Consider the following 13210-nt stretch of genomic DNA (forward strand, 5'->3'; position numbering starts at 1 on the left):
TATTTTTGTCGCAATGAAATTTACAGCAGAACAAATAGCAGGAATTTTAGAAGGAGAAGTTGTTGGAAATCCCAATGCAGAAGTTTCTCGGCTGTCTAAAATAGAAGAAGGTGAGGAAGGATCGCTCACTTTTTTGGCTAATCCAAAATATATCAACTACATATATACCACAAAAGCATCAGTTACTATAGTGAATGATAGCTTTATACCTGAACAGGAAATCACTACCACTTTAATAAAAGTAGAGGACGCTTATGCCTCTTTTTCTAAACTTTTGCAATTTTATAATCAGGTAAAATTGAATAAAAACGGAATAGAAGCGCAATCTTTTATAACTGAAGGTACTAAATATGGAGAAAATTTATATTTAGGAAGCTTTAGTTACATTGGTCAAAACGTGGTTTTAGGTGACAACGTAAAAATTTACCCAAACAGTTTTATCGGTGATAATGTTGTTATTGGAGATAATGTATATATTTTTGCAGGCGCCAAAATTTATTCTGAAACTATAATTGGTAACAATTGTACTATTCATTCAGGAACTATTATTGGTGCAGATGGTTTTGGTTTTGTACCAAATGAAGAAGGAGTATATAGTAAAGTTCCTCAAATTGGAAATGTAATTATAGAAGATAACGTCGATATTGGAGCAAATACCACAATAGACAGAGCAACTCTTGGTTCTACAATTATTAGAAAGGGAGTTAAATTAGACAATCAGATTCAGATTGCTCACAATGTAGAAATAGGTAAAAACACGGTAATTGCAGCGCAATCAGGTGTTGCCGGTTCTACAAAAATAGGAGAAAACTGTATGATTGGCGGGCAAGTAGGTATCGCAGGCCACTTAATTATAGGTAATAATGTTAGATTGCAGGCCCAGTCAGGAGTTGCAAGAAACATTAAGGATGATGAAACATTGCAGGGAACACCGTCTCTTGCATATACTGATTTTAACAAATCGTATGTACATTTCAAGAATCTGCCTAAAATAGTTGCCGAAGTTGAAGAATTAAAAAAACAAATAATAAACCCAAAAAATGGAAATAATGGTTAAACAGAAGACCATCAAAAATGAAATTTCACTAACAGGCGTTGGATTACACACTGGAAAAGAAGTTACAATGACTTTTAAACCAGCTCCAATTAATAATGGTTTCACTTTTGTAAGAGTTGATTTGCAAGGTCAGCCCGTGATCGAAGCAGATGCTAACTATGTTGTTAATACGCAAAGAGGCACAAATTTAGAAAAACTTGGTGTAAAAATTCAAACTCCGGAACACGTTTTAGCGGCTTTAGTTGGTTGTGATCTGGATAACGTTATTATAGAATTAAATGCCTCTGAACTTCCTATCATGGATGGTTCATCAAAATATTTTGTTGAAGCGATTGAAAACGCAGGTATCGAAGAACAAGATGCTAAACGTAATGTTTATGTAGTAAAAGAAGTTATTTCGTTTACTGATGAAACTACAGGAAGCGAGATCTTAGTGATGCCAAGCGATGATTATCAGGTAACTGCAATGGTTGATTTTGGTACCAAAGTTTTAGGTACCCAAAATGCAACGATGAAAAGCATAGCCGATTTTAAAGAAGAAATTGCGAATTCAAGAACTTTTAGCTTCTTGCACGAATTAGAATCTCTTTTAGAAAACGGATTAATCAAAGGTGGAGATTTAAATAATGCTATTGTATATGTAGATAAAGAAATATCTGAGTCTACAATGGAAAATTTAAAGAAAGCTTTTGGTAAAGACAAAATTTCGGTTAAGCCAAATGGTGTTTTAGATAATTTGACTTTACATTATCCAAACGAAGCTGCACGACATAAATTATTGGATGTTGTTGGAGATTTATCTTTGATTGGAGTTAGAATTCAGGGAAAAATTATTGCTAACAAACCAGGGCACTATGTAAATACACAGTTTGCCAAAAAATTAGCAAAAATTATAAAAATAGAACAAAGAAATCATGTTCCGGTTTACGATTTAAATCTGGAGCCATTGATGGATATTCATAAAATTATGGCAGTTTTGCCACACAGACCTCCGTTTTTATTGATTGACAGAATTATAGAAATGTCTGACAGTCATGTTGTAGGTATGAAAAATGTAACGATGAACGAAAATTTCTTCGTAGGACATTTTCCTGAAGCTCCAGTAATGCCAGGTGTTTTAATTGTTGAAGCAATGGCGCAAACAGGTGGGATTTTAGTATTAAGTACTGTTCCGGATCCTGAAAATTATTTGACCTATTTCATGAAAATTGATAATGTTAAATTCAAACATAAAGTATTGCCGGGTGATACCTTAATTTTCAAATGCGAATTAATTTCTCCTATCAGAAGAGGAATTTGTCATATGCAGGCAAATGCATACGCAAACGGAAAGTTGGTAACAGAGGCAGAATTAATGGCTCAAATTGCAAGAAAACAATAATAATTTAATCAAATTTATTGTTTACGTTTGTTGCCCAAATTAGACTATTTTAATATAAAATATAAAACTCACAGATGAATCAACCATTAGCATATGTTCATCCCGGCGCTAAAATCGCTAAAAACGTTGTAATTGAGCCTTTTACAACAATTCACAATAATGTTATTATTGGTGATGGTACGTGGATTGGTTCAAATGTAACCATCATGGAAGGTGCAAGAATTGGAAAAAATTGTAATATTTTTCCAGGAGCAGTTATTTCTGCAGTACCGCAAGATTTAAAATTTGGAGGAGAAGATTCTTTAGCTATTATAGGAGACAATTGTACTATTAGAGAGTGTGTAACGATCAATAGAGGTACAGTTGCTTCGGGGCAAACAATTTTAGGTAATAACTGTTTGGTTATGGCTTACGCGCACATTGCACACGATTGCGAGATTGGTAATAATGCTATTATTGTAAACGGTGTTGCTTTGGCAGGTCACGTTGTAGTTGGTAATCACGCTGTAATTGGTGGTTTGGCCGCTATTCATCAATTTATTCATATCGGTGATCATGCCATGATTTCTGGCGGATCATTGGTTAGAAAAGATGTTCCTCCTTATACAAAAGCGGCAAAAGAACCGTTATCGTATGTAGGGATCAATTCAGTTGGTTTAAGAAGAAGAGGTTTTACTACTGAGAAAATCAGAGAAATTCAGGAAATTTACAGAATTTTATACCAAAAGAACTATAATACAACACAAGCTTTAAGTATAATTGAAGCTGAAATGGAGGCTACTCCTGAGAGAGATGAAATTCTGGATTTTATTAGAAATTCATCAAGAGGAATTATGAAAGGTTATTCGGGAAATTATTAATTTAAAATTTTAGAGTTTAGATTTCTGATTTTAGATTTCGGGCTTCATCATTAATAATTCAGATAAAAATAAAAATAATGTGTAATGTAGGCTGATTCATTTTACAGAATCTAAAATCTACATTCTAAAATCTAAAATTAAAAAAAAATGGCATCTACATCAGATATTAGAAACGGATTGTGTATTAAATTCAATCACGATATTTATAAAATTGTTGAATTTCTTCACGTAAAACCTGGAAAAGGTCCGGCTTTCGTAAGAACAAAATTGAGAAGTTTAACTACAGGAAGAGTATTAGATAATACATTTTCTGCAGGACATAAAATTGATGATGTGCGTGTAGAAACGCATAATTACCAGTTTTTATATGCTGAAGGAGATGAATTTCATTTTATGAATACAGAATCTTTTGAGCAAATTTCTTTGAATAAAAACATTTTGGATGCTCCGGGATTATTAAAAGAAGGAACAAGTGTAATGGTTCAGGTAAATACTGAAACTGATTTGCCATTATCTGTAGATATGCCATCTTCTGTAATTCTTGAAGTTACTTATGCAGAGCCAGGAGTAAAAGGAAATACTGCTACAAACGCAACTAAATCTGCTACGGTAGAAACTGGTGCTAATGTAAACGTTCCGTTGTTCATCAACGAAGGTGATAAAATTAAAATTGATACAGCTTCAGGTAATTACATGGAGCGTGTAAAAGAGTAGTTTTTATAAGTTTTCAGTTTTCAGTCGCAGTTAGCAGTTTGTTGATAGATTGAAAACTGAGACTGAAAACTGAGACTAAAAACTAATTATAAAATATGAAATTTCCAAAGATTCATTCTTTACAAGAAATTGCAAATTTGCTTCAATGCGAATTTATTGGTGACCCAAACTTTCCGGTTTCAGGCATGAATGAAATACATGTAGTTGAACCTGGAGATATAGTTTTTGTTGACCATCCAAAATATTATGACAAAGCTTTACAATCGGCAGCTACTATTGTTTTAATCAATAAAAAAGTAGATTGTCCGGAAGGTAAAGCTCTTTTGATTTCTGATGATCCTTTCAGAGATTTTAATACCCTGACCAAACATTTTAGACCTTTTCAGGCAACAAGTGTATCTATTGCTCTTTCTGCAACTATTGGAGAAGGAACTGTAATTCAGCCTAATTGTTTTGTTGGGAACAACGTTACAATTGGTAAAAATTGTCTGATACACCCTAATGTTACGATTTACGACCACACTGTAATTGGTGATAATGTTATCATTCATGCAGGAACAATTTTAGGAGCTGATGCATTCTATTATAAAAAACGTGCGGATGGTTTTGATCAGTTAATTTCCGGAGGAAGAGTAGTAATACAAGATAATGTTGGTATTGGTGCCCTTTGTACAATAGACAAAGGTGTAACAGGAGATACTACTATTGGTGAAGGAACAAAACTGGATAATCAGGTACATGTTGGACACGATACTGTAATTGGGAAAAAATGCTTAATAGCGTCCCAAACTGGTATTGCAGGTTGCGTTATTATCGAGGACGAAGTTACTATTTGGGGACAGGTTGGTACAACAAGTGGTATCACGATAGGAGCAAAGGCTGTTATTATGGGACAAACCGGAGTTACTAAATCAGTCGAAGGAGGGAAATCTTATTTTGGTACTCCAATCGAAGAATCAAGAGAAAAGTTAAAACAATTAGCCAATATCAAAAAGATTCCTGAAATTTTAAATAAATTGAAGTAATATGTCTATTAAAGAATTTGTTCAGAAATTTTACAAGTCAGACGCCTTGATTGATTGCGAAGTAATGAAAACTTATTTGCATCCCGAGGTTAAATTAGATTGGCATAGTACCAAAGGATTGATCGAAATGGATTATAATTCGATGTTAGATATGGCCAACGAGCTTAGTCGTGCTTATGTGCGGTCAAAAGTTAGAATAAGCCACATTCTGGCCGAAGAGGATCTGGTTTCTATACGATATTCTCATTTTGTGAAAACGATTGAGAACCCACGAGAAGAGATGTTATTGGCTCATTTTTCTACAATTTGGCAAATAAAAGATGATAAATTATATCGTGGTTATCAAATGAGTCAATTTTCTTAATTTTTTTGAAGACAAAAAGGTTAAAATACGTTACAAAACCTTACTTTTGCATCACAATTTTAAAAACTACATAAAATATATATCATGAGTGTTTTAGTTAATAAAGATTCCAAAATAATTGTTCAAGGATTTACAGGAAGTGAAGGAACTTTCCACGCTTCTCAAATGATTGAGTACGGTACTAATGTTGTTGGTGGTGTTACTCCAGGTAAAGGAGGAACTAGCCATTTAGATCGTCCGGTTTTTAATACAGTAAAAGACGCTGTTGATCAAGCTGGAGCTGATACATCTATCATTTTCGTACCACCGGCTTTTGCTGCTGATGCAATTATGGAAGCTGCTGATGCTGGAATTAAAGTAATTATTGCTATTACAGAAGGAATTCCTGTAGCAGATATGATTAAAGCAAATAATTATGTTAAAGAAAGAAATTCCAGATTAATCGGGCCAAACTGTCCGGGAGTAATTACTCCGGGTGAAGCTAAAGTTGGTATTATGCCAGGTTTCGTTTTCAAAAAAGGAACAGTTGGTATCGTTTCTAAATCAGGAACTTTAACTTACGAAGCTGCTGACCAGGTTGTAAAACAAGGTTTAGGAATCACTACAGCTATTGGTATTGGTGGAGATCCAATTATTGGAACTACAACTAAAGAAGCTGTTGAATTATTAATGAACGATCCTGAAACTGAAATTATCATTATGATTGGTGAAATTGGAGGTCAATTAGAAGCTGATGCTGCTAAATGGGTTAAGGCTGATGGTAACCGTAAACCAGTAGTTGGTTTTATCGCTGGAGAAACTGCTCCTGCTGGTAGAACAATGGGTCACGCAGGTGCTATTGTTGGTGGTTCTGATGATACAGCTGCTGCTAAAAAGCAAATTATGAGAGACAACGGAATTCACGTTGTTGATTCACCAGCTGAAATTGGTAAAAAAGTAAAAGAAATATTAGGATAATCTCTAATATTCAAAATAATAAATTCCAAAAAAAAGTCTCAATATTTTGTTGAGACTTTTTTACATTTTTAAAATGTTGGAATATAATTTAAAAACTTAGCAACTTAGAACCTTAGTTTCTTAGAAGCTTAAAATAAGAAATATGTACAAAGAATTAGAAAAATTTAAAGTAAGCAATAGTTTTACTTTTACTATTGAAGATAGCTTAGAACAAGCTTGTAACGCATCTGAAGGTGCGGGAGTTTTTGTTGTGTATGCTGTTGAAGGTGATGCAAAAGAATTAATCATGGTAGGTTCTACAGGAACTGTTCAGAACGACGGAACCTTAAAAAGTAAAAATGGCGGTTTATACGATAAAATTGTAAACGGACATCAATTTGCTAAAACCGGAAGAAAATATTCATGGCCGGCTCAAATGAAGCTAGAGACTATCTCTGTTCTTGAAGTGGTTTGGTACGAAACTTTTAATGCAGATATAAAGGCTATCCCAACTGCTGTTGAAGGACAGGTTTTGCAAAATTTCTTAGATGAAAATGCAAAATTACCTAGATGGAATGTGGCTTTCTAAGTCGGTTTTATTATAATATAATTTAAGGTCTTACTAATTTTAGTAAGACCTTTTTTTTTGCTTTATTAAAAATTAATTGTGGTTTGTAATTAGTCACTACTTGCAGTTCGGTAATATTTGTTCCTGACTATTCTTTGTTTTTAGGTGATCTAATTTTACTCTGTTCTCGATTTTAACTCATAAAATTTTCTTATAATGTGTTTTGGTAAAGTGTGAAAATTACGTTTTTGAAAATGTTAAAAATATATTAAAAAAATATGGTAGTTTAATCTTACAATAATTATGTTTTTATAAATAATCTGTTTTTTTTAATTAAGGCTAATTCCTCATTAAATCAATAGATATGGGCTTTTTCCTATGTTACGAATCGGTTTATTGTATGTAAAAAAATTGGTTTTGTATTTTAGCTTTTATATATTTATCGCACAGAACTAAAGGATAATGTTAAAAAACCGTATTCTTTATGTTAAAACTAAGTGCTTATTTTCAAGAATTCTATCCAAATTAATATGAAGACCAAAACTTTACAATTCAAAACTTTTGACGACATCACGCTTTGGAATAACTTGAAAGATGGAGATGAAAAATCATTTTCAATCCTATTTGAAAAATACTACGCAGATCTGGTAAATTACGGCAATTCGCTTTCTCCTTATGCCGAAAAAGTACAGGACTGTGTTCAGGACGTTTTTACTGATATTTGGGTATATCGCAACGGACTTCAAAGTTCAGTTGTGGTAAAAGCTTATTTATTGTCAAGCGTACGTAAGAGAATTGCGCGTTTGTACGAACGTGATCATATTTTTCGTAAATCTACCAGCACCGATGCTATTGCTTTTTTATTAGAATTTTCAGTAGAACATGACCTTATCGATGATGATTACGCAACGAGGGAAAAAGTTGTTCATTTAAATAAATTATTAAATGACTTACCACCACGTCAAAAAGAAGCATTGTATTTACGTTATCACCAAGGCTTAACAGTAGAGCAAATTGCAGATATGCTGGATGTTAATTATCAGTCGGCAAGTAACTTGTTACATCGCGGTTTACTTACGCTGCGTAAAGAATGGAAGGGTAGTATTTCATTAATTGTTGTACTATCTTCAATAGTGTGTTAAATTTGTTTTAAAAAAATGTAAAAAAAATCACAATTTGGTGAGTATATAATAAAAGAACTGTCCTCTATGTTTTTGTAACCTCATTTTTAGATGCAAAAACGTAATAAATATACCGAAATTGAAGATTTTTTATCTGACGAATCATTCCAGTCATGGATTTTATTTAAAATTGACGAAGATGGTTGGGAAGAATGGACTTTAGAAAGCCGCCAACGTGCTAAGTTGGTAGAAGATGCAAGATTGTTATTATTGGCCATGAAAGCGCCGGAAACTAATTTATCATCTTCTGATCTTCATAATGCTTTACAAACTACATGGATTAAAATTGAAGAAAAGGAAAATCAAAACAATTTAATTCAAGATTCAAAAGTAAAATTTCTAAGAAAAAAGATCTTTAGCTCAGTCGCAGCTGCTATAGTGATTGGTTTGATATCGATTTGGTTTTACCAAAATCAAGTAGGGCCTGAAAGTAAAGTTGTTACCTATAAAGAACTTATCGACGAAAATAACGAAGGATTGGTAGAACAAACCAATAATTCTAACAAACCACAAATCATCACATTATCTGATGGTAGTTCGGTTTTATTACAACCCAATAGTAAATTAAGTTATCCTAAAATCTTTACCGGGAACGAAAGAAAGGTGTATTTATCTGGCGAAGGTTTCTTTGAAATTAGTAAAAATCCTAAAAAGCCTTTTTTTGTTTACGCAAACGAAATTGTTACAAAGGTAGTTGGAACGAGTTTTAGAGTAAAAGCTTATTCTGATCAGCCTGATGTAGAAGTTCTTGTGCGCACCGGTAAAGTTAGGGTAAAATCGAACGAGTTAGTTTCGAGTTCAAATCAGGAAGAAGTGATCTTGCTTCCTAATCAGGCTTTGCGTTTTTTACGCAGTGATTTAAGTTTTAATAAAATCACAAACATTACCGAGGACGAAACGTTGACCCGCAATGTTGGTAATATCGAGCAATTGAGCTTTGAGTTTACAGATATTCCGGTAGCGCAGATTTTTGAAACTATAGAGCAGGCCTATCTGGTAGATATAGATTATCCCAAAGATAAATTGAAAGATTGCCATTTGACCACTTCACTTAGTGATCAGCCTTTAACAGAAAAACTAAAAATTGTCTGTAATAGCATAGGTAATAATACTAGTTTTCAAATGAATGGTAATCAAATCATTATAACATCTCAAGGATGTAATTAATTCGCTCTGTAACTGTAATTACGAGTTGATTTAAATTTTAATAAATTCAAAAATAAAACTAAACCAAACTAAAACCAATAATAATAAATGCCTATGTAAAAGATGATAATGCAGAAAAAAAGTGCCGAAATGCTGTAACATTATCGACACTTCAATTAGTTGAATTTCTCTCTGTAAAGAGTTATTCATTACGTTTCAAAATACACTCGAATAAGTATTAATCAAAACAATCCAAAATTATGAAAAAACCAGTTGTTAAACAACGATTACTCCATCGAATCATGAAAATAACACTATTTCAGTTTGTCTTGGCGCTTGTATTTTCAAGTGTTGCCATGGCAAATAATGTAAATGGGCAAAAAAAACTAGATACCAAGGTTACCATCAATGTTGCTAATTTAACATTAGATAATGCCTTGACTAAACTAGAAAAGTCTGCTAACGTAAAATTTTCTTATAACTCAAGATTGCCTCAACTTACCCAAAAGGTAAGTATAGATGCCAATCAGGAAACTCTTTCAAGTATTCTAAACCGTATTTTGATACCATTTAATATAACTTATACAGAAGTAAGTAATCAAATTGTTTTGCAAAAAAATGCTGCAACAGATTCTTTTGCAGATTTAGATGCAGGTAATTCTTTATTTGAAATATTAGCTGCAGGTCCAATTATCAAAGGTGTAGTTACCGATGCAACTGGTAGTCCACTTCCAGGTGCTACTGTGTTGGTAAAAGGAACAAAAATTGCGGTCCTTACTGATTTTGATGGTAGGTTTAGTATCGAAGTACCATCAAATAGTGATAAACTTGTAATTTCTTATGTTGGTATGGAGTCCAAAGAAATTGGTTTAGGAAACACTAATCCAACAATTGTTTTAAGCGAAGAAGGGCAAAATTTAAAAGAAGTAGTAGTTACAACAGGTTACGAAAAAACATCTAAAAGGACATTTACGGGTGCTATCAGTAAAATTTCAGGCGCTGAACTAAAAGTTGATGGTGTAGTAGATGTTAGTAGAATGATTGAAGGTAAAGCCGCCGGTGTTACGGTTCAGAATGTAACAGGTACTTTTGGTACAGCTCCTAAAATCACTGTACGTGGATCTTCTTCTATTTTTGGAGATACAAAACCTTTATGGGTTATTGATGGAGTAGTTCAGGAGGATATTATCAATGTTTCATTTGCTGATTTAGCTTCAGGAAATTCATCAACATTGTTAAGTTCTTCTGTAGCAGGTTTAAACGCTAATGATATTCAAAGTATAGAAATCCTAAAAGATGCATCTGCAACTTCTATTTATGGTTCTAGATCGTTAAATGGTGTTGTGGTTGTTACAACTAAACAAGGTCGTAGAGATTCTCCTCTAAAAGTAAGTTATTCTGTTGAGAATACAGTTAGAACGGTGCCGAGCTATACACAATATGATATCTTGAATTCTCAGGAATCTATGAGTGTTTTTCAGGAAATGAAACAAAAAGGATATCTTGATTTAAGTTCGTCTTATACAGGTAGATTTGGAGGAGCATACAATATTCTTGCAAAAGAAATTAACCGTTATGATGAAACAAATGGTCAATATGGGGTTAAAAACGAACAACCTTATATTAATCAATTTCTGAAAAAATATGAATTGGCTAATACAGATTGGTTTAATGTCTTATTTAGACCTTCAATTACTCAAAATCACTCTTTGAGTTTTTCTGGTGGTGGAAAAAACAATACTTTTTATGCCTCTTTAGGATATTACACAGATCCTGGATGGACGATTGCTGATAATGTAAAGCAATTAACCTCAAATATAAAAGGTACCTTTTTTATAAATGACAGATTAAATATTACCTTATCTACAATGGGATCTATTCGTGACCAGGAAGCACCAGGAGCTTATGATAGTAAAAAAGATGTTGTTTTTGGAAAAACAAGTAGAGATTTTGACATCAATCCTTTCAATTACGTTTTAAGCACTAGTAGAACATTAAGACCTTATGATGATAATGGTAATTTAGAATATTATCAAAATAACTGGGCACCAATGAATATTTTAAATGAGCTGGAAAACAATACTTTAGGGATTAAAGTAAATGATATTCGTTTTCAGGTTGATTTAGATTATAAAATTACTAAGCACTTAACTTACAATCTTACTGGTTCTGCACGTTACGCAAATACTTCAAGAGAACACAAGATCCTTGAAAATTCAAACGTGGTAGCGGCATATAATGCAGGTGTTGGAGATAATGTAAATGCACAAATACAAAAAGATAACGTATTCTTGTATCAGGATCCAACTGATTTAACTATACCAAAAGTATCTGTACTGCCAAGTGGTGGATTTTTAAGAAAGTATACCAATGATATGACTTCGTACAATGTTAGAAATAGTATAACTTATAGAAATATTTTTAAAGAAAAACATGAAGTAGAAGGTTTCTTTGGTACTGAGCTAAGATCAGTAGATAGAAATAATGATAATTTTACAGCTGTAGGAATTCAATATGATAAAGGTCTTACTTCTTTTATTGATCCTAAAATGATCGAAAAAATAGTAAACGGAGGTGATTCGTATTATGAATTTGGCGCTGATAGAGAAAGAACTGTAGGTTTCTTTGGAAAAGTTGGATATACTTATGATCGTCGTTATACAGCTTCTGTAACTGGTCGTTATGATGGTTCGAATAGACAAGGAGATACAGGATCATCAAGATGGTTGCCTACTTATACTGTAAGTGGAAAATGGAATGTTGCTGAAGAAAAATTTATGAAAAATGTTGAATCAATCAATACTTTGGCCTTGAGAGCTTCTTACGGACTTACTGCTACAGCTGGTCCTGCAACAAATTCGTTAGCTATTTATAAAAGTTTCATTACAGACCGTTTTAATCTTTCAGACAGAGAAAATGCAATAAGAATTGAAGATTTGCAGAACAAGGATTTGACTTGGGAAAAACAATATGAAACTAATATTGGTGTAGACATAGGTATGTTTAATAACAGGGTACAATTAACTACAGATGTTTACAGACGTAAAGCATTCGACTTAATTGACTATGTAATTACTTCTGGTGTTGGCGGACAATCTGTTAAACAAGGAAATAATGCCAATATGGAAACTAAAGGTATTGAGCTGGGTTTTACTACTCAAAATGTGGTAACTAATAATTTTAAGTGGTCTACAACATTAAACTTTTCAGTTTATGATCAAAATATCACAAAATTAGCAAACAAACCTTCGGTATATGATTTAGTTGATGCTAATGGAGGTAATACAGTAGGACACCCTAGAAATTCAATTTACTCTTACCAGTTTACCGGATTAAATAATCAGGGACTACCTACTTTTCTCTTGCAAGATGGTGCAGAGAATAATATTACAAAAGCGAATTTTCAGGATACTAAAGATGTTACAAATTATTTAAAGTATGAAGGATCTATTGAACCTAATAAATCAGTTGGTTTAGCCAATACATTTACTTATAAAAACTGGTCATTGTATGTATTTATTGTAGGATCAGGAGGAAATAAAGTTCGCTTAAATCCAGTTTACAGTAATGAATATAACGATTTGACGGTTTTTACAAAAGAATTTAAAAACAGATGGATAAATCCAGGGGATGAAAATGTTACAAACGTTCCTGTTATTGCTGACCGTTTATTAAATAGAAATTATGGAGATAGTGATTTGGAAATAGCTTACAATACTTATAATTATTCTGATGTAAGAGTTGCTGATGGTGATTTTGTACGATTAAAAAATGTTTCACTTAGTTGGGAATTTCCTAAAGATTTTAAGAGAAAATTAGGTGTTACTGCATTTACCTTAAAAGGATCTGCAGTAAATCCTTGGCTGATTTATTCAGATAAAAGATTACACGGTCAGGATCCAGAGTTTCGTAATACAGGAGGGGTAGCTTTCCCAATTACTTCTCAATATACATTTACTTTAAATGTTTCATTCTAAT

General features: G+C 32.8%; 11 protein-coding genes. All 11 read left to right on the forward strand.

Annotated features, from left to right (window positions below; genetic code table 11):
• Nucleotides 1–13: 13 nt before the first annotated feature.
• On the forward strand, nt 14–1057 hold the full coding sequence (lpxD, locus tag B0M43_RS17155; RefSeq protein ID WP_078007153.1) for a UDP-3-O-(3-hydroxymyristoyl)glucosamine N-acyltransferase: 1044 nt from the start codon (nt 14–16) through the stop codon (nt 1055–1057).
• Nucleotides 1050–2438 carry a bifunctional UDP-3-O-[3-hydroxymyristoyl] N-acetylglucosamine deacetylase/3-hydroxyacyl-ACP dehydratase gene (locus tag B0M43_RS17160; protein WP_065450304.1) on the forward strand — a complete coding sequence of 463 codons (1389 nt, stop codon included), beginning with the start codon at nt 1050–1052 and terminating at the stop codon, nt 2436–2438. Before lpxD ends, B0M43_RS17160 begins: the two co-directional genes overlap by 8 nt.
• Nucleotides 2439–2512: 74 nt before the next feature.
• The gene (gene lpxA / locus B0M43_RS17165) at nt 2513–3298 is read left to right on the forward strand and encodes an acyl-ACP--UDP-N-acetylglucosamine O-acyltransferase (protein ID WP_065450097.1); all 786 of its coding nucleotides are present in this window, start codon (nt 2513–2515) and stop codon (nt 3296–3298) included.
• Nucleotides 3299–3445: 147 nt separating this feature from the next.
• Nucleotides 3446–4012, forward strand: a complete 567-nt coding sequence (gene efp / locus B0M43_RS17170) for an elongation factor P (RefSeq protein WP_035680954.1) — start codon at nt 3446–3448, stop codon at nt 4010–4012.
• A gap of 95 nt (nt 4013–4107) precedes the next feature.
• A complete protein-coding gene (locus tag B0M43_RS17175) occupies nt 4108–5037 on the forward strand; it encodes a UDP-3-O-(3-hydroxymyristoyl)glucosamine N-acyltransferase (RefSeq protein ID WP_078007152.1) in 930 nt (309 codons plus the stop codon).
• A gap of 1 nt (nt 5038) precedes the next feature.
• The gene (locus B0M43_RS17180) at nt 5039–5401 is read left to right on the forward strand and encodes a hypothetical protein (RefSeq protein ID WP_065450099.1); all 363 of its coding nucleotides are present in this window, start codon (nt 5039–5041) and stop codon (nt 5399–5401) included.
• An 84-nt stretch (nt 5402–5485) separates the two neighbouring features.
• On the forward strand, nt 5486–6358 hold the full coding sequence (gene sucD / locus B0M43_RS17185) for a succinate--CoA ligase subunit alpha (RefSeq protein WP_065450100.1): 873 nt from the start codon (nt 5486–5488) through the stop codon (nt 6356–6358).
• A 142-nt stretch (nt 6359–6500) separates the two neighbouring features.
• Nucleotides 6501–6926 carry a hypothetical protein gene (locus B0M43_RS17190; RefSeq protein ID WP_078007151.1) on the forward strand — a complete coding sequence of 142 codons (426 nt, stop codon included), beginning with the start codon at nt 6501–6503 and terminating at the stop codon, nt 6924–6926.
• Between the two features lie 509 nt (nt 6927–7435).
• Nucleotides 7436–8047, forward strand: coding sequence for an RNA polymerase sigma factor (locus B0M43_RS17195; RefSeq protein ID WP_078007150.1), 612 nt, complete (start codon nt 7436–7438; stop codon nt 8045–8047).
• Nucleotides 8048–8137: 90 nt separating this feature from the next.
• Nucleotides 8138–9253 (forward strand): FecR family protein, encoded by a 1116-nt coding sequence (locus tag B0M43_RS17200; RefSeq protein WP_078007149.1) that lies wholly within the window; start codon nt 8138–8140, stop codon nt 9251–9253.
• A 239-nt stretch (nt 9254–9492) separates the two neighbouring features.
• Entirely contained in the window at nt 9493–13209 is a 3717-nt protein-coding gene (locus B0M43_RS17205; RefSeq protein ID WP_078007148.1) for a SusC/RagA family TonB-linked outer membrane protein, read from the forward strand.
• The last annotated feature ends 1 nt before the right edge of the window (nt 13210 follow it).

This window comes from Flavobacterium sp. KBS0721 (assembly GCF_002007065.3).
In the GTDB taxonomy this organism is placed as follows: Bacteria; Bacteroidota; Bacteroidia; order Flavobacteriales; family Flavobacteriaceae; genus Flavobacterium; species Flavobacterium piscis.

Bases quoted from the DNA above. Each gene is read 5' to 3' on its own strand.
- lpxD (WP_078007153.1), top strand. From the start codon at position 14: ATGAAATTTACAGCAGAACAAATAGCAGGAATTTTAGAAGGAGAAGTT.
- B0M43_RS17160 (WP_065450304.1), top strand. From the start codon at position 1,050: ATGGTTAAACAGAAGACCATCAAAAATGAAATTTCACTAACAGGCGTT.
- lpxA (WP_065450097.1), top strand. From the start codon at position 2,513: ATGAATCAACCATTAGCATATGTTCATCCCGGCGCTAAAATCGCTAAA.
- efp (WP_035680954.1), top strand. From the start codon at position 3,446: ATGGCATCTACATCAGATATTAGAAACGGATTGTGTATTAAATTCAAT.
- B0M43_RS17175 (WP_078007152.1), top strand. From the start codon at position 4,108: ATGAAATTTCCAAAGATTCATTCTTTACAAGAAATTGCAAATTTGCTT.
- B0M43_RS17180 (WP_065450099.1), top strand. From the start codon at position 5,039: ATGTCTATTAAAGAATTTGTTCAGAAATTTTACAAGTCAGACGCCTTG.
- sucD (WP_065450100.1), top strand. From the start codon at position 5,486: ATGAGTGTTTTAGTTAATAAAGATTCCAAAATAATTGTTCAAGGATTT.
- B0M43_RS17190 (WP_078007151.1), top strand. From the start codon at position 6,501: ATGTACAAAGAATTAGAAAAATTTAAAGTAAGCAATAGTTTTACTTTT.
- B0M43_RS17195 (WP_078007150.1), top strand. From the start codon at position 7,436: ATGAAGACCAAAACTTTACAATTCAAAACTTTTGACGACATCACGCTT.
- B0M43_RS17200 (WP_078007149.1), top strand. From the start codon at position 8,138: ATGCAAAAACGTAATAAATATACCGAAATTGAAGATTTTTTATCTGAC.
- B0M43_RS17205 (WP_078007148.1), top strand. From the start codon at position 9,493: ATGAAAAAACCAGTTGTTAAACAACGATTACTCCATCGAATCATGAAA.